We start from the raw sequence: 23,528 nt of genomic DNA on the forward strand, positions 1-23,528 counted from the left end.
GCTGTTTTGCCCCAACTTCGGGGAAGAATGAAAAAGACCGCCCAAATGGCGTTGCGCGGGGGTTGCCCCTGTCATGGACATGTGATACCAAACGCTCGCTTCTCGGCGGGAACACCTTCCGAGAGACCATTTTTTTATACGTATCCGAGTCGTTCTCATAACCAGAATTGAGGGCTTTCACCGGTGTCCCAAAATACTGCCGCGACCGGGCTTCAAGGGCGTTACGCCACAGCATTATTCGAATTGGCCCAGTCGGCCGATGCGCTTGATGCTGTCAAAAGCGATCTTGAATTGCTCGACCAGGCCATCGTCGAAAGCGATGACCTGCGGAATGTGCTCCGTAGTCCCGTGATTTCCCGGGATGTGCAGGCCAAGGCAATGGCGGCCCTTCTGGACAAGCTTGGCGTTTCCGACTTGACCAAGAAGACCGTTGGCGTTCTGTGTCAGAAACGCCGCCTTTTCGTTCTGCCGGATGTTATCAGTTCCTACCTTTCCATGCTCTCAGCTTTCAAAGGCGAAGTGACCGCACAGGTGACCTCGGCTTCCGAGCTGAAGAAAGAGCAAATCGAAGCCGTTACCGGCGCTCTTAAAGAAGTTGTCGGTGCCACTGTCAAAGTGGACCTGAATGTCGATCCGGCGGTTCTTGGCGGCCTTGTCGTCAAGGTCGGTTCCCGGGTTTTTGATGCCTCGCTTCGTACCAAATTGCAGAAGCTCGAGCTCGCTATGAAAGGGGTTGCGTGATGGAAATCCGCGCCGCGGAAATCTCCGCTATTCTTAAGGATCAGATTGCCAATTTTGGCGCTGAAGCCGAAGTTGCCGAAGTCGGTCAGGTTCTTTCTGTCGGTGACGGTATCGCCCGTGTTCATGGTCTTGACAATGTTCAGGCCGGTGAACTGGTCGACTTCCCGGGTGGCATCAAGGGCATGGCCCTGAACCTTGAGGAAGACAATGTCGGTATCGTTATTTTCGGTTCTGACCGTAACATCAAGGAAGGCGACCAGGTCAAGCGTACCGGTGCCATCGTTGACGTGCCGGTTGGCAAGGAACTGCTGGGCCGCGTTGTTGACGCGCTTGGCAACCCGATCGACGGTAAAGGTGAACTGGGTGCAAAAGAACGTCGCCTTGCCGACGTCAAGGCACCGGGCATCATCCCGCGTAAATCGGTTCACGAGCCGGTCCAGACCGGTATCAAGTCGATTGACTCGCTGATCCCGATTGGCCGTGGCCAGCGCGAGCTGATCATTGGTGACCGTCAGACCGGCAAAACCGCGATCATCATCGACACCATTCTGAACCAGAAGCCGGTGAACGATGCCGCGAAATCCGACAGCGACAAGATGTTCTGCATCTATGTTGCGGTTGGTCAGAAACGTTCGACCGTTGCACAGGTTGTTAAGGTCCTTGAAGAACGTGGCGCGATGGAAAACACCATCGTTGTTGCCGCGACCGCTTCTGATCCGGCGCCGATGCAGTTCCTGGCACCGTTCGTTGCCTGCGCAATGGGTGAATATTTCCGCGACAATGGCATGCATGCCACCATCTTCTATGATGATCTGTCGAAACAGGCTGTTGCCTATCGCCAGATGTCGCTGCTTCTTCGCCGCCCGCCGGGACGTGAAGCTTTCCCGGGTGACGTTTTCTATCTGCACTCCCGTCTGCTGGAACGTGCGGCGAAAATGAATGACGAAAACGGCGCTGGCTCGCTGACCGCACTGCCGGTTATCGAAACCCAGGGCAACGACGTTTCGGCGTTTATTCCGACCAACGTGATTTCGATCACCGACGGTCAGATCTTCCTTGAAACCGACCTGTTCTATAAGGGTGTTCGCCCGGCTGTGAACGTTGGTCTGTCGGTTTCGCGTGTGGGTTCGTCCGCGCAGATCAAGGCAATGAAACAGGTTGCCGGTTCGATCAAGCTGGAACTTGCCCAGTATCGTGAAATGGAAGCCTTCGCGCAGTTCGCATCGGATCTTGATCCGGCGACCCAGAAGCTTCTGGCACGTGGCGCACGTCTGACGGAACTGCTCAAGCAGCCGCAGTATTCGCCGCTCAAGGTCGAAGAACAGGTTGTTGTGATCTATGCCGGTGTGAAGGGTTACCTTGACGGCGTGGCAGTTGGCAAAATTCGTGCTTTCGAAGAACAGTTCCTGAGCGATATCCGTTCGTCGGGTGCTGACATTCTTGATGCGATCCGCACCGAGAAAGTCCTTTCGGAAGCCACCGAAACGAAGCTCAAAGCGTTCCTCGACAAGTTCGCGAAAACCTTCGCGTAAGTCTGAAATTTAGGCGAAGGAGGAAACGCAATGGCTAGTTTGAAGGATCTGCGCTCGCGCATTGCCAGCGTCAAATCGACGAAGAAAATCACTTCGGCGATGAAGATGGTGGCAGCCTCCAAGCTCCGCCGTTCGCAGGATGCAGCAGAAGCAGCCCGTCCCTATGCGGATCGCATGGGGACGATGCTGGGACGGCTTGCAGCTGCGGTTGGCGGATCACAGGGGGCACCGAAGCTTCTGGCAGGTACAGGCAAGGACGATGTGCATCTGCTCGTCGTCTTTACTGCGGACCGTGGCCTTTGCGGTGGTTTCAACGCATCGATCATCAAGGCTGCCCGTCTTAAAATCCGCGCCCTTAAGGCTGCGGGCAAGACGGTGAAGCTGATCTGTGTTGGCCGCAAGGGGGCTGATGCGCTCAAGCGTGAATTTGGTGACGCGATTGTCGCCCGGTTTACCGGCATCGAAGGCAAGAAGGGGATTGATTTCTCTGCTGCTACCGACGTTGCCGACAAGATTCTGGCGCTGTATGACGAAGGCGAATTTGACGTCTGCTCGATCTTCTATAACAAGTTCGTGTCAGCAATTTCGCAAATCGTCACCGAACAGCAGCTGGTACCGTTCGCGGTGCCGGAAGCCGACGGGCAGGAAGAAGCTACCGGTTCTTCTGCGGTTTATGAATATGAACCGTCCGAAGAAGCCATTCTGGCTGATCTGCTGCCGCGTAACGTCGGGGTCCAGATTTTCGGTGCGATGCTGGAAAGCAGTGCATCCGAGCACGGTGCGCGTATGTCCGCGATGGATAACGCAACCCGCAATGCCGGCGATATGATCGACCGACTGAGCATCCAGTACAACCGCTCACGTCAGGCCCAGATCACCAACGAACTGATTGAAATCATTTCCGGCGCCGAGGCTTTGTAAGCGGGTCGCAGGAACTAACGGATAGTTTTGTCCGAGCAGGAGACAATACCTATGGCGAACAAGAAGGCGGGGAAAATTTCCCAGGTTATGGGCGCCGTCGTCGACGTTAAATTCGACGGCGATCTGCCTCCCATTCTGAACGCGCTGCATGTTGACAACAACGGCCAGCGTCTGGTTCTTGAAGTTGCACAGCATCTTGGTGAGAATGCCGTCCGTACCATCGCGATGGACACCACCGAAGGTCTGCGTCGCGGTCAGGAAGTCATTGATACCGGTGACGCGATCTCGGTTCCGGTTGGTCCGGAAACCCTTGGTCGTATCCTGAACGTCATCGGCGAGCCGGTTGACGAACGTGGTCCGGTCAACGCGAAAATGACCTCTCCGATCCACCGTGAAGCACCGTCCTTTACCGATCAGTCGACCGACACCGAAATTCTGGTTACCGGCATCAAGGTCATCGACCTGATCGCGCCGTACACCAAGGGTGGTAAAATCGGTCTGTTCGGTGGTGCGGGCGTGGGTAAAACCGTTCTCATCATGGAACTGATCAACAACGTGGCAAAAGGCCACGGCGGTTATTCGGTTTTCGCAGGTGTTGGTGAACGTACCCGTGAAGGTAATGACCTCTATCACGAGATGATGGAATCGGGCGTTATCAATCCGGAAGGTGCATCCAAAGCCGCACTGGTTTATGGCCAGATGAACGAACCCCCGGGAGCCCGTGCACGTGTTGCTCTGACCGGTCTGACGATTGCGGAATATTTCCGTGATGAAGAAGGCCAGGACGTTCTGTTCTTCGTCGATAACATCTTCCGCTTTACCCAGGCTGGTTCGGAAGTGTCGGCACTTCTGGGTCGTATCCCGTCTGCTGTGGGTTATCAGCCCACGCTGGCAACCGACATGGGTGCGCTGCAGGAACGTATTACCTCGACCAAAAAAGGTTCCATTACCTCGGTCCAGGCCATTTACGTCCCGGCCGATGACTTGACCGACCCGGCGCCGGCAACCTCGTTTGCCCACCTTGATGCGACCACGACGCTTAACCGTCAGATTGCCGAGCTTGGCATCTATCCGGCTGTTGATCCGCTCGACAGTACCTCGCGTGCGCTTGATCCGGGCGTTATCGGCAAGGAACACTACGAGACGGCCCGTGAAGTGCAGCGTATCCTTCAGACCTATAAGGGTCTTCAGGACATCATCGCAATTCTCGGCATGGACGAGCTTTCGGAAGAAGACAAACTGGTCGTGGCCCGTGCCCGCAAGATCCAGCGTTTCCTTTCGCAGCCGTTCCACGTTGCAGAAGTCTTTACCGGTACGCCGGGCGTGTTCGTTCAGCTCGAAGACACCATCAAGGCGTTCAAGGCCATCTGCGCTGGTGAATATGACCATATGCCCGAACAGGCATTCTACATGGTCGGCACCATCGAAGAAGCCATCGAGAAAGCCAAGAAGATGGCCGAAGCTGCCTAAGGCAGCTTCGGTCCCCCTTCCCATACGGGAGAGAGGACTGTCATGACTGATACGACTGTATTGGAACTTGTTTCGCCGTCTGCCCTGCTCAAATCCGAGCCGGTCGAGATGGTCGTTGTTCCGGGCACGGACGGGAATTTTGGCGTGCTGCCCAAGCATGCGCCGATGATCTCGACCATTCGTCCGGGTGTCATCGACATCTATGCAGGTGGCAAGGTTTCCGAACGTATCTTCGTTGCCGGTGGCGTCGCCGAGGTTAACCCCGAGCGTTGCACCATTCTGGCCGAAGAAGCTGTTCCGGTTTCCGATATCAAGGCCGATGAAGCCCAGGCACGTCTTGAGACCGCCGAGGCGGATATGAAGGCGGCAACCACGGCGCATGACAAGGCGAATGCCGAACGTGCGTACGAGATTGCCCGTGCGCAGATTGCCGCATTGTCCAACTGATCATCGATCTTTGATTTTGTGAGAAAGGCCGCTGTTGTGCAGACAGCGGCCTTTTTTCTGTTCAATCCCGTTTGCGGATCGCGGCTGCCGGAATGCTGTCCTTCAGGGGGTCGGGGTCAGGGCAAGACCCAGCCAGAAGGATTCGATCATTTTCATCAGGTCGATAAATTCGGTCACATCGACCGGTTTGCGCAGATAGCAATTGGCCCCGGCGGCATAGCACAGATCAACATCATGTTCGGCCCCGGATGTCGTCAGAACGATCACGGGGATGGAGGCTGATGACGGGTCATTGCGGATTTCGCGCAGCATTTCCCGGCCATCCTTGCGCGGCATGTTGAGGTCGAGCAGGATCAGGCGCGGCTTGGGCGCATTGCGATAGGGACCGTCCTGTTGCAGGAACTGGCGGGCGGTCATCGCGTCCTTGACGTGATGCAACTGAACCGGATGGGTGAATTCGCGCAGGGCTTCCTGAACCAATCGGGCATCCCCCGGATTGTCTTCAATCAGCAGCAAATTGCTTATGGTCCCGCTGGCACCGGCGATCATGCGATGTCCTTATTCTTTTGGGTGGGGGATAGATACATACAACCCCTTTGATTGATCATAATCATAATCAATATTTGTCGTAAAACGAAGAAAAAGACAGAATAATTTCAATGTTATAGGGCGATATGATCACATTTTCCGAATTTGGTTCATTTTTTGCCGGATATTGATCCGGGCTGGAATAAGACAAATCAATAGGAATTGGGAGAAGATTTCAACAAAATACTATTCTTGCGTATTAAATCTTATCAAATCCGAGGGTGTCGGTGCAAAGAAAAACGCACCGGAGAATCCCCGGTGCGTGTCGATAGAAATGGCAGAAATCATGCAAGGTGGATGATTGTTATTGCGCGGAAATGCCAAGTTCGTCGGCAAGACCGGCAAAGCGGTTTAACAATCCGGTATCGTCGGAAAATTGCTGCCGGGCTGTATCATAGGCCTGTCTGGCCTGATCGGGTTGGCCGATGACCATATAGGCACGCATCAATCGGGCCCATCCTTCGGGGTTTTCCGGGTCTTCGGCCAGTCTGTCGGCCAGTTGGGAGACCATGCCAAGGATCATTTCCCGGCGTTCCTCGGGCGTCATTTCAGCCGCGGCTTCCATGTCCTCGCGCGAGGGGCCATTGGGGGCCGTTGCCGCCATCGGTGGTGTTGCCGTGATGCGTCCGGTGATGTCTATGCCCTGGGCAAGGGCTGCTTCTTCGATCCGTCCCAGCACCATCGGAAGCCAGCCGGAATCCGCCGGGGCGGAATTCACAAGGGCGATCCAGCGGTCAATGGCAGCGGTAACATCGCCATTCTGGGCATCGGCAAGCCCCAGGAAATACTGGATGCGCGGGTCCTGGCTGTCAGATTTTGCGGCTTCTTCGAGCGCACCGCGTGCGATTGCATTGACCTGCCCGTTGTTGGCGCGAATGACGCTTTCGGCATACATCGCCAGATAATCGCCGTCCCGGCCGGATTGCTTGACTGCTTCGAGGAAGGCGGTCTGGGCTTCTTCGGCACGGCCAAGCGCCATCAGGCTGGCCCCAAGCAATTCCCACCCCTTGAGATCATCGGGGTTGTCAAGAAGCCGGTTTGACAGGTCTTGCACTGCGCGGTTCAGCGCGGCATTGCGGTTGGCGTCATTGTCGCTGGCCTGACGGGCGGCCATGATTTCGTCGGTGCGACCGGCAATGGGCCGATCACGCAGGTCCGGGCGGCCAAGGTCTGCATAAAGGCCAATACCGGCAGCGAACAGCAGTAGTGTAAAAACGGCGACGGTTGGTCGCAGGCGCGATACCCGCGTTGCGGCCTCGCCGGATTGCCGACGTTTGCTGATCCGCTGATCCGTGGCCAGAATACGCCGCTGAACTTCGGTACGAGCGGCATCGGCCTGTCCGGCTGTCAGCACCCCGCGTTCGATATCCCGGTCGATTTCGGCAAGCTGGTCGCGATAAACGGCAAGGTCGCGTTGCAGTTCGTCGGCACCGTCGTTTGAAGCATTTGCGGAGGCATTCGATGATCGCCAGATCGGCCACAGGACATAACCCGCTACCACCAGCGTCAAGGCGCCAAGAACAATCCAGATGGTCATAGAGATTCCTAACGCTATTCGGCTGGCACGGTGGTGGCGGTTTTGGCAGAGCGTGTCGGGGCGCCGACACGATAGCGGCGATCCGAAAGTGACATCAGCCCGCCAAGTACCATGATGATGCCACCGGCCCACATCCACGGGATCATCGGCTTGACATAAAGCCGGGTAACCCATTTGCCGCTGGCATCCTCGTCGCCGATGACGGCATAGATATCGCCGGTGAAACCGGACCGAATGCCGGCCTCGGTGGTGGGCATGCCTTCAACGGTGTAGACCCGTTTTTCCGGTGTCAGGGTGAAGGTGCGTTCGCCTGGCGTCGTGATGGTGATGGTGGCCTCGCGGGCAACGAAGTTCGGACCCTGATATTCACGCAGGCTGCTGAGTGTGAAGGTATGGCCGGAAACCACCGTGCTTTCACCAATGGCAAGCGATTGAACCGATTCCTCGGTCCAGGCCTGTGATCCGGTGATCCCGGCGACGACAATCGCCATCCCGGCATGGGCCAGCATGGTGCCGTGTGCGGAGCGCGGCAGATTGCGCATGCGGCGGAAGCTGTTGCCCAGTGGTTCGCGGAACAGTTTGATGCGTCCGGCCCATTCCAGCATCGTTCCGACAAACAGCCAGATTGCCAGCCCCATGCCAAACAGGGCAAAGGCCGGACCACCGGCAAGCCAGTAGGTGACGATCAGAACCATGATCACGGCGGCAATGGCGATTTTGAGCCTGCCCATTACCGCAAACAGATCGGCCCGTTTCCACGGCATCATCGGGCCAAAGGCCATGGCGATGATCAGGGGCGTCATGATCGGAACGAAAGTGGTATTAAAGAATGGCGCACCCACCGAGATTTTTTCACCGGTCAGGGTTTCCAGCAAAAGCGGATAAAGGGTGCCAAGCAGCACCATCGCAGCCGCAATCGACAGCAACACGTTGTTAAAGACAAGCGCGCCTTCGCGCGAGATCGGCTGAAACAGGCCGCCGCCCTTCAATGTCGGGGCGCGCCACGCATAAAGCGCCAGCGACCCGCCCACCGTCAGGCAGAGCAGGAGCAGGATAAACACCCCGCGCGTCGGATCGGTGGCAAAGGCATGCACCGAGGTCAGCGCGCCGGAACGGACAAGGAAGGTGCCGAGCAGCGAGAAGGAGAAGGCGAGGATCGACAGGAAGATCGTCCAGCTTTTGAGCGCGTCGCGTTTTTCGACAACAATCGCCGAATGCAAAAGCGCGGTTCCCGCCAGCCACGGCATGAAGGATGCGTTTTCCACCGGGTCCCAGAACCACCAGCCGCCCCAGCCAAGTTCGTAATAGGCCCACCAGGAGCCAAGCCCGATCCCCGCGGTCAGGAACATCCATGCGGCCAGGGTCCAGGGACGGACCCAGCGCGCCCAGGCCGGATCAACCCGGCCTTCGATGAGTGCGGCGACGGCAAAGGCAAAGGCCACCGAAAAGCCGACATAGCCGAGATAGAGGAAGGGCGGATGAATGGCGATGCCGGGGTCCTGCAGCAGCGGGTTCATGCCCTCGCCATCCAGTGGCGGGTTGAGGACACGCTCGAACGGGTTGGACGTCAGAAGAATGAACAGGAGGAAGCCGAGCGCAATCAAACCCATGACGCCAATGACGCGCGACAGAAGGCTTGGCGGCAGGTTCTGGCCAAAGGCGGCGACGGCAGCGGAAAACAGGGTCAGGATCATCACCCAGAGCAGCATCGAGCCTTCGTGGTTTGCCCAGACGCCGGTGATTTTATAGATCAGCGGTTTGGAGGTGTGGCTGTTGGCAACCACATTGACGACCGAGAAATCGGATGTGACATAGGCATAGGTAAGTGCCGCAAAGCTTGCGCCAACCAGCGCAAAACAGGCAATTGCCAGACGCGGGGCAATTTTCAGAAGTGCGGCATCACGCCGGGATGCGGCCAGAAACGGGATGGTCGACTGCGCCATCGCCATCACAAGTGACAGCACAAGGGCATAATGTCCGATTTCAACAATCATAAGTGGGCCTGTTGTTTGCTCTTATCCGCCTGCGGGGCTGATATAGTCGCTCCGGTCCGGTTTGAAAACCTTGCGGAATATCAAATATGCGCTATTTGCTGCACAGGCGAAGGTCAAAGTATGGCAATAGTCATTACATATTACGCCAATTCACGATATAAAACCGCAATCAGCGAGCGGAAATTGAAGACCAAGGGTCTGTAGAACATGAGTCAATGTCCTGTCATTGACATCGCGCAAAGGGAAATATGGGCACGTCGGGCAACGACGGCCTCTATTGTCATTGCCGCGACGCTGATTGCCATCAAGGCGGTCGGGTGGTTCATGACGGACTCGGTCAGCCTTCTGTCTTCGATGATTGATAGCATGCTTGATGTCGGGACGTCTGTGATCAACTTCATGGCGGTCCGCAGCGCATGGCGCCCGGCCGATCACGATCACCGTTTTGGTCACGGCAAGGCCGAACCGCTGGCGGGGCTTTTCCAGTCTGCCTTCATGATCGGGGCGGCCATTCTGGTTCTGGCGGAGGCCGGATCGCGGCTTGCCGATCCGCAGCCGATCCGGTTTGCCATTGAAGGCGTGTGGATCATGGCGGTATCGCTTGTCATGACCGTCGGGCTGGTGCTGCTGCAACGAAAGGCCGTGCGGATGTCCGGTTCGGTCGCCGTGGATGCAGATTCGTTGCATTACAGCAGTGACATCCTTGCCAATCTTGCGGTGATTGTTGCCCTTGTGGCCGGTTTTTCCGGTTTCAACTGGGCCGATCCGGCGATTGGCGGCATGGTTGCGCTTTTCCTGCTTTATTCCGCGGTCAAGGTCGGGCGCAATTCGGTTTCGGTCCTGATGGATCAGGAATTGCCGGAATCAGACAGCCAGCGGATCATTGAACTGACGATGAAAAACGCATCCGTGATCGGCATTCACCGTCTGCGTACCCGGTCATCTGGCGTGCATCGCTTTGCCGAGATCGAGCTGATCATGGATGGCGGGATGCTGATGCGGGAATCGCACACGATCTGCCATCAGGTGATGGACAGCATCCGGTCGGAATATCCGGATCTGGATATCACCATCCATCCCGAACCGCCCGAAGATATCCATCTTGATGAGTTTAGCGGTTATACAGAAGACCCGGAATTCTGGCATACGGGCCGGGCACGCAAGGCCGGGCAGGAAGATATTCCGGTTTCCAATGGCGAGCTTGCGACGGGCCGCTGATCTTTTGGTGCGTCGGGCCGTGTCCGCCGATTGACAACATTCCCATAACTTGCAACCCTGCAATCGATCACCTGGGGAGCCCCGACAAGGGGCTGAGAAACTGCTGGCTTTGCAGCGCAGTGACCCTTTGAACCTGATCCAGTTCATACTGGCGTAGGGATGGTGCGGATGCCGGCATATTTACCTGTTTTGACATATGGGGTGCGCCCTTTTTGTCATGGCGGGTTTACCCATCACCGGTCGGCATTTTTCATCAGCAGCCTCTCGCAGAACTGGGTCTCCATTGCCTTGATTGCAAAGGGGCCTTTTATGTCTGTTCCATCTACCAAAACCGATATCACCACCGGTATCACAGGCGATGTCACAACCGGGCCGTTGCCCGCATCGCGCAAAATCCACATTGCCGGATCCCACTTTCCCGATATTCGCGTGCCGATGCGCGAGATTGCGGTTCATCCCACGGCGGGCGAACCGCCGATCAAGGTGTATGACCCGTCGGGGCCTTATACCGACCCGGATGTCACGATTGATATTGCCAAGGGGTTGCCAAGGCTGCGCCGAAGCTGGATCGCGGCGCGTTCCGATACCGAAAGATATGCCGGGCGCGATATCAAACCCGAAGATAACGGCTTTGTTGAAAGCGAAAGCCACGCGGTTCCGCCATTTCCGCAAAGCCATGCACCGTTGCGCGCGATTGGCGGGCGGGCGGTAACACAATTGGCCTATGCCCGGGCCGGGATCATTACCGCCGAAATGGAATATGTCGCGATTCGTGAAAATCTGGGCCGGGCGGAGATGCGCGCCAATGCCAAGCGCGACGGCGAGGCATTCGGAGCGGTGATCCCCGATAATGTAACGCCCGAGTTTGTGCGCGATGAAATTGCACGGGGGCGGGCGATCATTCCGGCCAATATCAACCATCCCGAAGCCGAGCCGATGATCATCGGGCGGAATTTTCTGGTCAAGATCAATGCCAATATCGGCAATTCGGCGGTGACATCATCGATGGCCGAAGAAGTTGAAAAGATGGTCTGGGCGACGCGATGGGGGGCGGATACGGTCATGGACCTGTCGACCGGGCGCAATATCCACAATATCCGTGACTGGATCATTCGCAATTCGCCCGTACCGATCGGGACGGTTCCGATCTATCAGGCCTTGGAAAAGGTCGGCGGGATTGCCGAGGACCTGACATGGGAAATATTCCGCGACACCTTGATCGAGCAGGCCGAACAGGGGGTGGATTATTTCACCATCCATGCCGGATTGCGGTTATATCACATCCCGTTAACCGTGGACCGGGTGACGGGTATCGTATCGCGCGGCGGGTCGATCATGGCGAAATGGTGCCTGCATCATCATCGCGAAAGTTTCCTGTATGAGCATTTCGCCGAGATTTGCGATATCTGCCGGGCCTATGACGTTTCCTTTTCGCTGGGCGATGGATTGCGACCAGGATCAATTGCCGATGCCAATGATGCCGCGCAGTTTGCCGAACTGGAAACGCTTGGCGAATTGACCCGCATCGCGTGGGATCACGATTGCCAGGTGATGATCGAGGGGCCGGGCCATGTGCCGATGCATAAAATCCGTGAAAACATGGACAAGCAATTGTCGATTTGCGGCGAAGCGCCGTTTTATACGCTGGGGCCGCTAACCACTGATATTGCGCCGGGTTATGATCACATTACGTCCGGCATCGGGGCGGCGATGATCGGCTGGTTCGGGACCGCAATGCTGTGTTACGTGACGCCCAAGGAACATCTGGGCCTGCCGGACCGGGATGATGTGAAGACCGGGGTGATTACCTATAAGATCGCGGCCCATGCCGCCGATCTTGCCAAGGGGCACCCGGCGGCGAAGGTGCGCGATGATGCCCTTTCGCGTGCGCGGTTTGAATTTCGCTGGGAAGATCAGTTCAACCTGTCGCTGGACCCGGAAACAGCGCGGGCATTTCACGATCAAACCCTGCCGAAAGAGGCACACAAGGTCGCGCATTTCTGTTCGATGTGCGGGCCGAAATTCTGTTCGATGCGGATTTCGCACGAAATCCGGGCCGATGTGCAGAAGGAAGGCATGGCGGCAATGGCGGAAAAATACCGCGATGGCGGGGATTTATACATGCCCCGAAGCACCGGGGAATAAGCCTACGAAAATGGCGGGCCCGGTGACGGACCCGCCTTCTTCTTTTAGTTTGCCGTGCCGAAAGGTCAGAGGACGGTCAGCATGCTGGCGACCAGCGGATGACGGACGATGTCCTTATCCGCCAGTTTGACGCAGGCGATGTCTTCGACATTTTCAAGACGGTCCGACATTTCCGACAGGCCCGACATTTCCGGCAGAAGGTCGGTCTGATCCGGGTCGCCGGTCAGGATCATGGTCGAGTTCCAGCCAAGGCGGGTAACCAGCATCTTGAGCTGCCCATAGGTGCAGTTCTGGGCTTCGTCGATCACGACGAAGGCGTTGTTGAGCGTGCGGCCACGCATATAGCCGATTGGCGCGATTTCGATTGTGCCGTCCGAAAGATACTGCCGCAGGCGTTTGGCACCGAGACGGTCATTAAGCGCATCGTAAAGCGGGCGAAGGTAGGGGGCCATTTTGGCTTCGACGTCGCCGGGCAGGAAGCCGATATTTTCCCCGGCCTCGACCGCGGGGCGGGCCAGAACGATGCGGCCGATTTCGCCGTTATCAAGGGCCTCGACGGCTTTGGACACGGCGATAAAGGTTTTCCCGGTTCCAGCCGGGCCAAGTGCAAGGATGAGGTTGAAGGCGTCGATTGCTTCCATCAGGGCCGCCTGGTTTTCGCTTTTGGGGCGAATGTGGCGGCGGAAGCTTTGATCGCGTTGGCCGTTCTGGGGGGCGTCACCCTGACCGTTCAGGGGATGCCAGTTTGACTTGTCACCGTCAAACAGCTCGTGAACGTTGGTGTCTGCCTGCTGCGGACGGCTACGACGGCGTGCTGCGCGCTTACCCATAAGTCACCTCATCAATTGTGCCAATAAAGCAAAACGCGCCATTCCAGCATGGAAAGGCGCGCATTCAATTTTCATCTTGCGATGGAAGTGGCGGGTGGGTTCTCCGCCGTTCGCAGCAGCATGTTGCATCTGCGATCCGGGGGGCGAAAAATTCCGTTTTACAACGTGCTCTCGCGTCACTCGGGAACCCCTCCTTCGGTCCAGTTCTTGACCGTACTTTGGAATCGTACCCCTACATCCTGTGTTTTGTCACTGTTTTTTATCGGATGAAATTTAAGTGAAATCGGAAACTGAGTCTTTTCAGCGATTTATCCCGCATCTGCGAGATAACTTTTTTCTAATGCAGCCCCTAAGACGTTGCCGATTGGTGTTTTGGCAGGCCAAAACTGATCATCCAGCCGATCAGAAGGAACGCAGCCGACACCACCAGACAGCCGACCAGACCCCCATACATATAGGCCAGTCCCGACAGGACGGTGCCGGTCAGCCGCCCGACGGCATTGGACATATAATAGAACCCGACATTCATCGCGACCCTGTCCCCATCGGCATAGGCAAGGATCAGATAGGAATGCAGCGACGAATTGACCGCAAAGACCAGCCCGAAGACCATCAGGCCGCCCAGAACGGCGATTTCGGGCGAGATATCAAACTGCACGGCGGCCGCAATGCCCGCGGTCACGATGATCAGGGCGAAAATCCACAGACGCGCACTTTGACCATCCGGGGCATGCGTACCTGCGCGCAGGATTTTGGGGGCAATCGTCTGGATGAAGCCATAGCCGATCACCCAAAGCGCCATATAGGTGCCGACCTCGATATGGCTCCATCCAAGGTGCGTCGCCAGAAAGACCGGAAGCCCGACGACAAACCAGATATCGCGCGATCCGAACAGGAACATGCGGGCGGCTGACAGAACATTGATCTTGCGATCCTTGGAGAAGACTTCGCGGAATTTGGGTTTGGCTTTGTTGGCTGGTGCGGCCATTTCGGGACCGATTGAAAGGGCCACCGCAATAAGGATGATGGTCAACCCGGTTGCCATCGCCAGCAACGCCCCGCCAAAGCCAAGCCACGCCAGAAGTGCGCCGCCCATGAAAAATCCGGCACCCTTAAGCGCGTTTTTCGAGCCGGTCAGAAGGGCGACCCAGCGAAACAATGCCCCGTCGGCATTTTCGGGCACCAGAACCTTGATGGCCGATTTGCTGGACATTTTGGTCAGATCCTTGGCGACGCCCGATGCCGCCTGCAGGCCCATGACATAGGCAACGGAGATCCACGGCAGCCAGTTTTCACTGGTCAAAGACAGGGCGGAAAGGGCGGCGATCTGGGTGATCAGCCCGGCAAACAGGGTAAAGCGCAATCCGCGCGCCTGCGCCAGCCAGCCGCCGACCAGATTGGTGATAACCCCGGCACATTCATAAAGGACAAACAGAAGGGCGATTTCAAAGGCCGAGTATCCAAGGTCATTGAAATGCAGCAGAACCAGCATGCGCAAAGCCCCGTCCGTCAGGGTAAATCCCCAATAGGCGGACGTGACAAGGGCATAATTGCGAATGGCCGATGACATGAAAATGATCCTAAAGGCTTTGCGCGACTTTGGCGGCCAGATCAACCATCCGGCAGACATAGCCCCATTCATTGTCATACCAGGCGAATATTTTGACCTGCCGTTTGTCGATCACCATGGTTGATCCGGCATCGATGATCGAAGACCTGGGATCGTTGAGATAATCGCAACTGACCAGCGGGCGTTCCTCGTATCCGAGAATTCCGGCAAGATAGGTTTCCGATGCGGTGTGCAGCAGGTTATTGACCGTTTCGACATCGGTGTCGCAGGCGACCTCGAACACACAATCGGTCAGCGACGCATTGAGCAACGGCACGCGCACGGCAATGCCGTTCAGCTTTCCGGCCAGTTCCGGATAGATCATGGTGATGGCGGTGGCCGAGCCGGTGCTGGTGGGGATCAGCGATTGCAGGCTGGACCGGGCCCGGCGCAGATCCTTGTGCGGCAGGTCGACCACGGTTTGGGTGTTGGTCACATCATGGATGGTGGTGATGGAGCCATGCACGATACCGAGTTTTTCATGGATGACCCTGACCACCGGGGCCAGGCAGTTTGTCGTGCAGCTTGCCGCGGTCAGCAGGTGATGGACCGCCGGATCATAGAGATCGTCATTCACACCATAAACGATGTTAAGCGCACCTTCCTTGACCGGGGCGGCGACGATGACCTTTTTCACACCCTGATCGAAATAGGGCTGAAGCGTTTCGGGGGTTTTGAATTTGCCGGTGCATTCGAAAACGATATCGCAGCCCAGCCCGACCCAGTCGGTATCGCCCGGTGTGGCATTTTCCGAAAAGGTCAGGGTGGCTTGGCCGTCAATGACGACCGTATCATCGATACAGGCGACCTGATGATCCCAGCGCCCATGCACGGAATCGAATTCCAGCAGATGGGCGGCGGTTTTTGCCCCGCCGCTGATTTCGTTGATATGGACGAATTCAAGGCCGGGATGGCCCCAGCCCGCGCGCAAGGCAAGACGCCCCATGCGGCCAAAGCCGTTGATGCCGATACGGATTTTGCGGGTCATTTCGAGGACTCCGGGACAGGGGGTGTATCAGATGCCGGGAACCAGTGGCGCGACCGGTTGGCAATCGCGACAAGCGATAACATCACCGGGACTTCGACGAGAACGCCGACAACGGTGGCAAGCGCCGCACCGGACGAAAATCCAAACAGTCCAATCGCGGTGGCAACCGCCAGTTCAAAGAAATTCGATGCCCCGATCATCGCCGAAGGGGCGGCAATGCGATGTTCAACGCCCAGAAACTTGTTCGCACCATAGGCGATGGCGGCAATGAAATAGGTTTGCAGAATGATCGGCACGGCCAGCATGGCAATGATCAGCGGCTGGTCGATGATCTGTTTGCCCTGAAAGGCAAACAGCAAGACCAGTGTTGCCAAAAGGGCCGCCATTGAAACCGGGGCGAGTTTGGCCTCGAACCGTTTCAGGCGATCGGGACCGCCCTTCAAAACGCGGTTGCGGATCGCCTGACCGGCCAGAAGCGGAATGACGATAAAGGCAATGACCGAAATCGTCAGGGTTTCCCACGGCACCGTAATCGCGGAAATGCCGAGCAACAGGGCGACAATCGGCGCAAAGGCGAAAATCATCACCGTGTCATTCAGGGCCACCTGACTTAGCGTGAAATTCGCATCGCCGCGTGTCAGATGCGACCAGACAAAGACCATCGCGGTGCAGGGCGCGGCGCCCAGCAGGATCAGCCCGGCGATATAGCTTTCGATTTCGGTTTCCGGCAGGAAGGGGCGAAACACGATGCCGATGAACAGCCAGCCAAGGGCCGCCATCGTAAACGGTTTGATCAGCCAGTTGACCCCAAGGGTCACGCCAATGCCGCGCCATTGACGGCCGACTTCATGCAGGGCATGGAAATCGACCTTCATCAGCATCGGCACGATCATCAGCCAGATCAGAAGCGTCACGGGCAGATTGATTTCATAGGCGGTCAGGCTGCCGATCATCTGAAAGACATCGGGGAAAGTTTCCCCAAGGCCGATGCCGACGATGATGCTGGCAGCGACCCATAGCGTCAGATAGCGTTCAAAAATCCCCATCGGTGCGGGATCGGAGCGGGTGGTCATGTTCAGGCACTTTCGTTTGCAGGCAATTCCGTTTTGCCAATGTCGTCGAGTTTCTTTTGCAGCGACATCCGGTCAAGGGAGGCGAAAGGCAGGCTCATGAAAATCGAAATCCGGTTGCGCAGCATGCGATAGGCATCGGCAAAGGCAAGGCGGATTTCGGCCTCCGTCCCTACCGCACTTGCCGGGTCTGGCACGCCCCAATGGGCTGTCATCGGCGAACCGGGGAAAATCGGGCAGCTTTCCTTTGCCGTCTGGTCGCAGACCGTAAAGATGAAGTCGAATTTGATTTCGTCCTGCGCGGAATAGATCTCCATCGGCTTGGAGGAAAAGACAGACGGATCATCGCCTAGGCTTTTGAGAAGGTCGATTGTATAGGGATGCAGATTGCCGCGCGGATGTGCCCCGGCACTGTAGGCGTGGAAATGTCCGGCGCCTTCACGATTCATGATGGCCTCTGCCATGATGGAACGTGCGGAATTTCCCTGACACAGGAACAGGATGTTATAGGTACCGCCAGTCATGATGATGTCTCCGTCCGGTTATGCCGGTTTGGTGTTTCAGCAACAGGTCGAGCTCGCGTTCGATGTTTTGCCGGGAACCGCGATACCGCAAAGTTCCGGGCGGCCCTGACAGCAATCATCGGCAAGAAATCCCAAAAGATCACGCATGGCGTCGGGGACGATCCGATAGATGATCGACCGGCCATTGCGTTGCGATGTGATCAGCCCGGCCTGGCTTAGAACCGACAGATGGGTGGACATGGTGTTGTGCGGGACCGCAAGGCTGCGTGCAAGTTCGCCCGCCGCCATGCCGTCTTCGCCCACGCGCACCAAAATCCTGAATGCCGCCAGACGATGTTCCTGTGCCAGTGCGCCAAGGGCGCTGATTGCTGTATTCATTTCCATATGTCGGGAAATATCGACATGTTGTGCCAAAGTCAAATGACAAGTTTGCGACATCCGTTTCGCCGATCAGCAATTCAGAAAAAAGATGACAAAACTAGTTTTATAGTTATATTATTTTCCCCATGAGAGACACCGACAATATTGCAACGGCGTTTGCCGCCCTTGGTCATTCTGCCCGGCTGCGGATTTTCCGCCTGCTGGTGCGGGCTGGTGCGACGGGCCTGAACATTGGCGAGATTGGCCGACATACCGGATTGCCAGCATCCACATTGGCCCATCATCTTGGTGCGCTGGTGCAGGCCGGTCTGGTCTGGCAGGAACGCCACGGGCGCGAAACGATGAATCATGCCGATGTCGTGGCGATTCGCGACGTGCTTGATACGCTGATTGCGGAATGTTGCATCGGTGTGGAAGCCGAAGAAAAAGAGGATGCGGTCTAGCCGTCTCTTTTTTTGGGTCAATATAACTATTATTCTAGGGATGTAGATATGACTGAAATTGCACTGACACTGCGCCGTGTCGCCAGATCGGGCAAATCCCTTGACCGTGTCTGGATCAGCGTCGGCGCCATCCTGCTGGCGATTGGCATTTTTGTGCCGCATCAGCTTAATCCGAGTATCGGCTTTACCATTGATCAGCTGTTGGCGGTCGCGCCGTTCCTGATGGCGTCGGTTCTGATTGCGGCATGGGCCGGTGCGACCGGGGCGGATAGCCTGATTGCGCGTGCCTTTACCGGGCAGCCGGTTGCGATGGTATTGATGGCATCCGCGTTCGGGGCGCTGTCACCGTTTTGTTCCTGCGGCGTGATTCCGTTGATTGCAGCGTTGCTGTCGATGGGGGTGCCGTTGGCACCGGTCATGGCGTTCTGGCTGGCATCGCCGGTGATTGATCCGGGGATGTTTGCGTTGACCGCAGGCACCATCGGGATGGATTTTGCCATCGGCAAGACCATGGCCGCGATCGGGATCGGCCTTATGGGCGGGTTTGCGACATTATGGTTGTCGCGGATGGGGTTCCTGACCGATCCGTTACGCGACGGTGTGGGCAATGGCGGTTGTGGCGGGGCCAAAATGCGGACGCCCAAACCGCCGGTATGGGCTTTCTGGCGGGAAAGCGACCGTGTGACAAAATTTCGCCGTGACGGGGTGAAAACCGCACTGTTTCTTGGCAAATGGCTGGCACTTGCCTTTTTGCTTGAAAGCCTGATGCTGATTTATGTTCCGGCTGAAACGGTGGCGGCTGCGGTTGGCGGGGATGGCATCGCGCCGATCCTGATTGCGACATTGGTCGGGGTTCCTGCCTATTTGAACGGTTACGCCGCCCTGCCGCTGGTCGGGGGACTGATCGGGCAGGGGATGCAACCTGGTGCTGGTATGGCGTTTCTGGTTGCGGGTGGCGTGTCATCGCTGCCTGCGGCGATTGCGGTTTTTGCGCTGGTCAAGAAACCGGTTTTTGCCCTGTATCTTGCCTATGCCCTGATCGGATCGTTTGCTGCGGGGCTGGTGTTCCAGCTTGTGATATGAAACCGGACGTTCTTGTCCGTTCATGTCCGATATGACGATTTCGGGATGGCGCGCGCTGTAAAAATCAGTACAGTGCGCGCCAACCCGAAATCATGATCAATGGATGAACCATGCCGACGATCGACGAGCAGGTATCGCGCCGCCGTACCTTTGCCATCATTGCCCACCCGGATGCGGGTAAAACGACACTGACCGAGAAGCTGCTGCTTTTCGGGGGTGCCATTCAGATGGCCGGTGCGGTGAAGGCGAAAAAGGAACAGCGCGGGGCGCGTTCGGACTTCATGAAGATCGAACAGGATCGCGGTATTTCGGTGTCGTCCGCCGTTATGACGTTCGAGTTTGAAAAGAACATCTTCAACCTGCTTGATACGCCGGGCCACGAAGACTTTTCCGAAGATACATACCGCGTTCTGACCGCGGTTGATTCCGCCGTCATGGTGATTGACGGGGCGAAGGGCATCGAGGCCCAGACGCGCAAGCTGTTTGAGGTCTGCCGCCTGCGCGATGTGCCGATCACGACGTTTGTGAACAAGCTTGACCGTGAATCGCGTGATTTCTTTGAACTGATCGATCAGATTGAACGTGACCTTGCGCTTGATGTGTCGCCGGTGACATGGCCGATTGGATCGGGCCGGGATTTCCATGGCTGTTACGATCTGGTCAATGATCAGCTTCTGTTCATGGAAAAAGGCGGCAATGTCGTCAAGGAAGCCATTCCGATCAAGGGGCTTGATGACCCGAAGCTTGATGAACTGATCCCGGGTTACCTTCTGGAAAAACTGCGCGAAGAAGTCGAAATGGTGCGCGAAATCTGCCCGCCATTTGATTTGCAAAGCTACCGCGAGGGACATCTGACGCCGGTCTTCTTTGGCTCGGCGGTCAATAACTTTGGGGTTCGTGAATTGCTGCGCGGACTTGGCGATATCGCGCCGACCCCGCGCCCGCAGGAAGCGGCAACGCGGCTGGTCGAAGCGGCCGAGCCAAAGGTTTCGGGCTTTGTGTTCAAGGTGCAGGCCAATATCGACCCGAACCATCGCGACCGCATTGCGTTCATCCGCCTGTGTTCCGGCCATTTCAAGCGTGGCATGAAATTGAAGCACGTGCGCGCGGGCAAACAGATGGCGGTGCATAACCCGATGCTGTTCTTTGCCAATGAACGCGACATTGCCGAAGAAGCCTGGCCGGGCGATATCATCGGCATTCCGAACCACGGCACATTGCGCATCGGCGATACCCTGACCGAGGGCGAAGACCTTCGTTTCCGGGGTGTTCCGGCCTTTGCCCCGGAATTGTTGCAGAAGGTACGCCTTGATGATCCGCTGAAGGGCAAACATCTTCAGCGCGCGCTTGAACAGCTTGCCGAAGAAGGTGCATCACAGGTGTTCAAACCGATGATGGGTGCGGACTGGATCGTTGGTGTGGTTGGGCAGCTTCAGTTCGAGGTTCTGAAAGAACGCATCGCGGCCGAATACGGCATCAAGGTGCATTTCGAACCGACCCCGGCCTATGCCGCGCGTTGGGTGATTGGTAGCGATCCGCTGGAAATCAAGAAATTCCGCGATGCCAACCAGTCGGCCCTGTTCGAGGATCACGACGAAACGCTGGTGTTTATTGCGCGCAATGCCTGGCATCTTGAAACCACGCAACGCGATTGGCCGAATCTGAAATTCGAAGCGACGCGTGAGCAGAATATGGTTGCGGCGTAAAGCCCCTCGTAATCAGGATTTAAAAAGGCCGCCCGTAGATTTCCGGGCGGCCTTTTTGTTTGTGTATCGTGGTGTGTCGTCAGCCGAGGAAATACCGCCCCGCCGCGACAAGCACCATGCCCGCGACCATCGCGGCAAACAGGTTGCGCACGACAATCATCGTAATCACGGTGGCGGCGGCACCGGCGATGCCAATCGCACCGGCAGATAATGCGCTTGGCACCCAGACGGAAATCAGCACAGCACCCGGAAGGCGTTCAAGCACATGGGCCCAGCGACCGTGTTGCGGCAGGCGGTCGGCCATCAGAAGGCCGCCAAGGCGCATGCCATAGGTGACAATCGCCATGCCAAGGATGGTCAGGACCGAGGCGGTGCTAAAACTGGTCAGATCGGGAAAAGTCATCATTTGCCAGCCTCCGTCGAATAGGTGCCTTCGGGGGCGCCATAGGCATCTGCTGCTATTTCAGGTTCGGGTGCCGTATCGTCCATGTCTTCGCGCCATGTCAGGGCGGCAACAATCACCCCCGCCCCAGCCCCGGCAAGGATCGACCACGTGCCGGGCAAGGTGTAATGCCCGATCAGGGAGCCGATGGCGGCTGCCAGCCACGGCAGAAGATCAACCCGGCCCTTCCACATACCAACGGTGAGTGCGGCAAAGACGGCGGTGAAGGCGAAATCAAGGGCATAGACATTCGGGTCGGGTATGCCCCCGCCCAGCAGATAGCCAATAGTGTTGCCCGTCGCCCAGACAACGCCAAGGAAAATGCCGCCGCCGAGCAGGAAGCCCGGATTGGCAAGATTTTCCTGGGTCATGGTCACCGCCCAGTTTTCATCGGCCACCATATGCATGCCGCAGATTTTGACCCAGAGCGGACGACCGCGAAACACCGGGCGCAGCGACGCGCCAATAAGGACATAACGCAGATTGATCACCGCGGTTGCGACAATCATCGTCACACTGGGGATGGTTTCGCGCCACAGATCAACCGACACAAACTGCGCCGATCCGGCAAAGACCGTGAGGCTCATGAACAGAAGTTCCCCCAGCGACAGGCCGCGCTGGGTGGCAAGCACGCCCAGCACCGCGCCAAAGATCATGGTGCTGGGCAGCAGGGGCAGACAGGCGATGGCACCGCGTCTTATGGTGTCGGCATCAAAATGCCGTGTCGGGGCGGATTGGGGGCGAGACATCTTGTGCGTTTCCGTTTCAGTCTTTTGATTTTGATCGCTGGTGGCGATGGGCACGATTGGTGGTGGGCGAGGAGCCTGTCCTTAAGTTAAGGCAGTTCCAAGCAGGAATATTGGACGATATTGCTGTTTCGCAATCTTGACCCAAGGCGATGCGGGATGAAGCGAGGGCCTAGCGGGATTTTTTGGCTGCGGGGGCAAGGCCCGCGATGAAGGCACCGGGGCTGACACCCCACATGGTTTTGAAATGCCGGTTCAGGTGGCTTTGATCGGCATAGCCGGTGGCGGCCGCGACATCGGCGATGCCAAAGCCGTCAAACAGCATCCGTTTTGCCCGGCGCAGACGCATGTGATTGAAATAGGTGTGCGGTGGCAAGCCGGTCGCATGGCGGAAGACGCGGAGCAGGTGAAAGCGGCTGAGCCCGGTCAGGCTTGCCAGTTCATCGAGTGATATGTTGGCATCAAGATGGTCGGCCATATAGTCGATCACCGCCCGGACACGTTTGTCTTCGGAGCCCGGTTGATAGGAAAAGGGCGGCGCATCGGCATGGCGAAGGGCGAGGCGGGCGGCACTGTATAAGAGCTGGCTGTCGCGTTCGAGAAGGGTTGCGACCGGATCAAGGTCGGGGCGGAACATGCGATGCAGGGATTGCAGTTGCAGATGCAGTTCCGGGTCATCGACCACATGATTGCCAAAAAACGGCAGGCCGGTGCTTTTTGGGGAGAGTTCGGCCACCAGATTGCCAAAGATTTCAGGCGCGATGAACATGATTTGATACTGATAGCCGTCATCACAGGCCGGGCTGCCGTCATGGACCTGCATCGGGTTCATCATCAGCAACTGACCGCGTCTGGCGACATAGTTGGTGCCGCCGGTCATGAATTGTTCCGCGCCGTTCAGGATGGTGCCGAACGCATAATAATCATGGCTGTGTTTGGGGAAGGAAAACCGTTTGTAATCGGCTTCGAACAAATCAATGCCGTCTGCCGCCCGCCAGTGACGGGCGACTTCGCGGGTGGGGGCGGTTTTCCGTGCGCCGCGCGACGGATCATGTCGATGTGAGTGCGCCATGGGCGCAAGTATAATCATGGAATTGCCATTCCGCTTGAACA

General features: G+C 57.1%; 22 protein-coding genes and 1 riboswitch. Of the genes, 10 read left to right on the top strand and 12 right to left on the bottom strand.

The window, feature by feature from the left end; all coding sequences use genetic code 11:
• Nucleotides 1–183: 183 nt before the first annotated feature.
• The 5 genes from LG297_RS01560 to atpC are packed head-to-tail and all read left to right on the top strand — an operon-like array spanning nucleotide 184 to nucleotide 5,111.
• Nucleotides 184–741 (top strand): F0F1 ATP synthase subunit delta, encoded by a 558-nt coding sequence (locus LG297_RS01560; RefSeq protein ID WP_404424448.1) that lies wholly within the window; start codon nucleotides 184–186, stop codon nucleotides 739–741.
• Nucleotides 741–2,273, top strand: a complete 1,533-nt coding sequence (gene atpA, locus LG297_RS01565) for a F0F1 ATP synthase subunit alpha (protein ID WP_062953217.1) — start codon at nucleotides 741–743, stop codon at nucleotides 2,271–2,273. The genes LG297_RS01560 and atpA overlap by 1 nt, the downstream gene beginning before the upstream one ends.
• Nucleotides 2,274–2,303: 30 nt before the next feature.
• Nucleotides 2,304–3,194 carry a F0F1 ATP synthase subunit gamma gene (locus tag LG297_RS01570; RefSeq protein ID WP_404424451.1) on the top strand — a complete coding sequence of 297 codons (891 nt, stop codon included), beginning with the start codon at nucleotides 2,304–2,306 and terminating at the stop codon, nucleotides 3,192–3,194.
• A 51-nt stretch (nucleotides 3,195–3,245) separates the two neighbouring features.
• Complete coding sequence (gene atpD, locus LG297_RS01575) at nucleotides 3,246–4,664, top strand: F0F1 ATP synthase subunit beta (RefSeq protein ID WP_404424453.1); 1,419 nt, start codon at nucleotides 3,246–3,248, stop codon at nucleotides 4,662–4,664.
• Between the two features lie 42 nt (nucleotides 4,665–4,706).
• Nucleotides 4,707–5,111, top strand: a complete 405-nt coding sequence (atpC, locus tag LG297_RS01580; protein WP_404424455.1) for an ATP synthase F1 subunit epsilon — start codon at nucleotides 4,707–4,709, stop codon at nucleotides 5,109–5,111.
• 102 nt (nucleotides 5,112–5,213) lie between these two features.
• Here atpC and LG297_RS01585 read toward each other — a convergent pair whose 3' ends face one another.
• From LG297_RS01585 to LG297_RS01595, 3 genes are all read right to left on the bottom strand, one after another.
• Complete coding sequence (locus LG297_RS01585; RefSeq protein ID WP_404424457.1) at nucleotides 5,214–5,660, bottom strand: response regulator; 447 nt, start codon at nucleotides 5,658–5,660, stop codon at nucleotides 5,214–5,216.
• A gap of 343 nt (nucleotides 5,661–6,003) precedes the next feature.
• A complete protein-coding gene (gene ccmI, locus LG297_RS01590; RefSeq protein ID WP_404424459.1) occupies nucleotides 6,004–7,236 on the bottom strand; it encodes a c-type cytochrome biogenesis protein CcmI in 1,233 nt (410 codons plus the stop codon).
• Nucleotides 7,237–7,250: 14 nt separating this feature from the next.
• Nucleotides 7,251–9,230, bottom strand: a complete 1,980-nt coding sequence (locus tag LG297_RS01595) for a heme lyase CcmF/NrfE family subunit (protein WP_404424461.1) — start codon at nucleotides 9,228–9,230, stop codon at nucleotides 7,251–7,253.
• A 207-nt stretch (nucleotides 9,231–9,437) separates the two neighbouring features.
• Between LG297_RS01595 and LG297_RS01600 the strand changes: the two genes are divergently transcribed.
• Nucleotides 9,438–10,448: a cation diffusion facilitator family transporter gene (locus LG297_RS01600; RefSeq protein ID WP_404424463.1), complete on the top strand. Its 1,011-nt coding sequence runs from the start codon at nucleotides 9,438–9,440 to the stop codon at nucleotides 10,446–10,448.
• Between the two features lie 62 nt (nucleotides 10,449–10,510).
• A riboswitch (TPP riboswitch) is annotated at nucleotides 10,511–10,626 on the top strand.
• Between the two features lie 131 nt (nucleotides 10,627–10,757).
• Nucleotides 10,758–12,593: a phosphomethylpyrimidine synthase ThiC gene (gene thiC, locus LG297_RS01605; protein ID WP_404424465.1), complete on the top strand. Its 1,836-nt coding sequence runs from the start codon at nucleotides 10,758–10,760 to the stop codon at nucleotides 12,591–12,593.
• A gap of 65 nt (nucleotides 12,594–12,658) precedes the next feature.
• Here thiC and LG297_RS01610 read toward each other — a convergent pair whose 3' ends face one another.
• From LG297_RS01610 to LG297_RS01635, 6 genes are all read right to left on the bottom strand, one after another.
• Nucleotides 12,659–13,423 (bottom strand): PhoH family protein, encoded by a 765-nt coding sequence (locus tag LG297_RS01610; RefSeq protein ID WP_062953226.1) that lies wholly within the window; start codon nucleotides 13,421–13,423, stop codon nucleotides 12,659–12,661.
• A gap of 349 nt (nucleotides 13,424–13,772) precedes the next feature.
• Nucleotides 13,773–14,993: an organoarsenical effux MFS transporter ArsJ gene (gene arsJ, locus LG297_RS01615; protein WP_404424467.1), complete on the bottom strand. Its 1,221-nt coding sequence runs from the start codon at nucleotides 14,991–14,993 to the stop codon at nucleotides 13,773–13,775.
• A gap of 10 nt (nucleotides 14,994–15,003) precedes the next feature.
• Nucleotides 15,004–16,020 (bottom strand): ArsJ-associated glyceraldehyde-3-phosphate dehydrogenase, encoded by a 1,017-nt coding sequence (locus LG297_RS01620; protein ID WP_404424469.1) that lies wholly within the window; start codon nucleotides 16,018–16,020, stop codon nucleotides 15,004–15,006.
• The gene (gene arsB / locus LG297_RS01625; RefSeq protein WP_404426924.1) at nucleotides 16,017–17,066 is read right to left on the bottom strand and encodes an ACR3 family arsenite efflux transporter; all 1,050 of its coding nucleotides are present in this window, start codon (nucleotides 17,064–17,066) and stop codon (nucleotides 16,017–16,019) included. Before arsB ends, LG297_RS01620 begins: the two co-directional genes overlap by 4 nt.
• Before the next feature lie 29 nt (nucleotides 17,067–17,095).
• On the bottom strand, nucleotides 17,096–17,614 hold the full coding sequence (locus tag LG297_RS01630) for an arsenate reductase ArsC (protein WP_404424471.1): 519 nt from the start codon (nucleotides 17,612–17,614) through the stop codon (nucleotides 17,096–17,098).
• Nucleotides 17,615–17,650: 36 nt separating this feature from the next.
• The gene (locus tag LG297_RS01635) at nucleotides 17,651–17,992 is read right to left on the bottom strand and encodes an ArsR/SmtB family transcription factor (RefSeq protein WP_404424473.1); all 342 of its coding nucleotides are present in this window, start codon (nucleotides 17,990–17,992) and stop codon (nucleotides 17,651–17,653) included.
• 128 nt (nucleotides 17,993–18,120) lie between these two features.
• Here LG297_RS01635 and LG297_RS01640 point away from each other — a divergent pair, with 128 nt between their 5' ends.
• The 3 genes from LG297_RS01640 (at nucleotide 18,121) to LG297_RS01650 (ending at nucleotide 21,227) form a co-directional block, all read left to right on the top strand.
• Entirely contained in the window at nucleotides 18,121–18,438 is a 318-nt protein-coding gene (locus LG297_RS01640) for an ArsR/SmtB family transcription factor (RefSeq protein ID WP_404424475.1), read from the top strand.
• A gap of 48 nt (nucleotides 18,439–18,486) precedes the next feature.
• Entirely contained in the window at nucleotides 18,487–19,521 is a 1,035-nt protein-coding gene (locus LG297_RS01645) for a permease (protein ID WP_404424477.1), read from the top strand.
• Between the two features lie 110 nt (nucleotides 19,522–19,631).
• Nucleotides 19,632–21,227, top strand: a complete 1,596-nt coding sequence (locus tag LG297_RS01650; protein ID WP_404424479.1) for a peptide chain release factor 3 — start codon at nucleotides 19,632–19,634, stop codon at nucleotides 21,225–21,227.
• A gap of 79 nt (nucleotides 21,228–21,306) precedes the next feature.
• Here LG297_RS01650 and LG297_RS01655 read toward each other — a convergent pair whose 3' ends face one another.
• From LG297_RS01655 to LG297_RS01665, 3 genes are all read right to left on the bottom strand, one after another.
• Entirely contained in the window at nucleotides 21,307–21,633 is a 327-nt protein-coding gene (locus tag LG297_RS01655) for an AzlD family protein (protein ID WP_404424481.1), read from the bottom strand.
• Nucleotides 21,630–22,418 carry an AzlC family ABC transporter permease gene (locus tag LG297_RS01660; protein ID WP_404424483.1) on the bottom strand — a complete coding sequence of 263 codons (789 nt, stop codon included), beginning with the start codon at nucleotides 22,416–22,418 and terminating at the stop codon, nucleotides 21,630–21,632. The genes LG297_RS01655 and LG297_RS01660 overlap by 4 nt, the downstream gene beginning before the upstream one ends.
• A 169-nt stretch (nucleotides 22,419–22,587) precedes the next feature.
• On the bottom strand, nucleotides 22,588–23,505 hold the full coding sequence (locus tag LG297_RS01665) for an AraC family ligand binding domain-containing protein (RefSeq protein WP_404424485.1): 918 nt from the start codon (nucleotides 23,503–23,505) through the stop codon (nucleotides 22,588–22,590).
• Nucleotides 23,506–23,528: the final 23 nt, after the last annotated feature.

The organism is Thalassospira australica, assembly GCF_044790785.1.
Taxonomy (GTDB): Bacteria; Pseudomonadota; Alphaproteobacteria; order Rhodospirillales; family Thalassospiraceae; genus Thalassospira; species Thalassospira australica_A.

Excerpts from the sequence above, each read along its gene's own strand:
- atpA (WP_062953217.1), top strand. The coding sequence starts at position 741 with ATGGAAATCCGCGCCGCGGAAATCTCCGCTATTCTTAAGGATCAGATT.
- LG297_RS01570 (WP_404424451.1), top strand. The coding sequence starts at position 2,304 with ATGGCTAGTTTGAAGGATCTGCGCTCGCGCATTGCCAGCGTCAAATCG.
- atpD (WP_404424453.1), top strand. The coding sequence starts at position 3,246 with ATGGCGAACAAGAAGGCGGGGAAAATTTCCCAGGTTATGGGCGCCGTC.
- atpC (WP_404424455.1), top strand. The coding sequence starts at position 4,707 with ATGACTGATACGACTGTATTGGAACTTGTTTCGCCGTCTGCCCTGCTC.
- LG297_RS01585 (WP_404424457.1), bottom strand. The coding sequence starts at position 5,660 with ATGATCGCCGGTGCCAGCGGGACCATAAGCAATTTGCTGCTGATTGAA.
- ccmI (WP_404424459.1), bottom strand. The coding sequence starts at position 7,236 with ATGACCATCTGGATTGTTCTTGGCGCCTTGACGCTGGTGGTAGCGGGT.
- LG297_RS01595 (WP_404424461.1), bottom strand. The coding sequence starts at position 9,230 with ATGATTGTTGAAATCGGACATTATGCCCTTGTGCTGTCACTTGTGATG.
- LG297_RS01600 (WP_404424463.1), top strand. The coding sequence starts at position 9,438 with ATGAGTCAATGTCCTGTCATTGACATCGCGCAAAGGGAAATATGGGCA.
- thiC (WP_404424465.1), top strand. The coding sequence starts at position 10,758 with ATGTCTGTTCCATCTACCAAAACCGATATCACCACCGGTATCACAGGC.
- LG297_RS01610 (WP_062953226.1), bottom strand. The coding sequence starts at position 13,423 with ATGGGTAAGCGCGCAGCACGCCGTCGTAGCCGTCCGCAGCAGGCAGAC.
- arsJ (WP_404424467.1), bottom strand. The coding sequence starts at position 14,993 with ATGTCATCGGCCATTCGCAATTATGCCCTTGTCACGTCCGCCTATTGG.
- LG297_RS01620 (WP_404424469.1), bottom strand. The coding sequence starts at position 16,020 with ATGACCCGCAAAATCCGTATCGGCATCAACGGCTTTGGCCGCATGGGG.
- arsB (WP_404426924.1), bottom strand. The coding sequence starts at position 17,066 with ATGGGGATTTTTGAACGCTATCTGACGCTATGGGTCGCTGCCAGCATC.
- LG297_RS01630 (WP_404424471.1), bottom strand. The coding sequence starts at position 17,614 with ATGACTGGCGGTACCTATAACATCCTGTTCCTGTGTCAGGGAAATTCC.
- LG297_RS01635 (WP_404424473.1), bottom strand. The coding sequence starts at position 17,992 with ATGAATACAGCAATCAGCGCCCTTGGCGCACTGGCACAGGAACATCGT.
- LG297_RS01640 (WP_404424475.1), top strand. The coding sequence starts at position 18,121 with ATGAGAGACACCGACAATATTGCAACGGCGTTTGCCGCCCTTGGTCAT.
- LG297_RS01645 (WP_404424477.1), top strand. The coding sequence starts at position 18,487 with ATGACTGAAATTGCACTGACACTGCGCCGTGTCGCCAGATCGGGCAAA.
- LG297_RS01650 (WP_404424479.1), top strand. The coding sequence starts at position 19,632 with ATGCCGACGATCGACGAGCAGGTATCGCGCCGCCGTACCTTTGCCATC.
- LG297_RS01655 (WP_404424481.1), bottom strand. The coding sequence starts at position 21,633 with ATGATGACTTTTCCCGATCTGACCAGTTTTAGCACCGCCTCGGTCCTG.
- LG297_RS01660 (WP_404424483.1), bottom strand. The coding sequence starts at position 22,418 with ATGTCTCGCCCCCAATCCGCCCCGACACGGCATTTTGATGCCGACACC.
- LG297_RS01665 (WP_404424485.1), bottom strand. The coding sequence starts at position 23,505 with ATGATTATACTTGCGCCCATGGCGCACTCACATCGACATGATCCGTCG.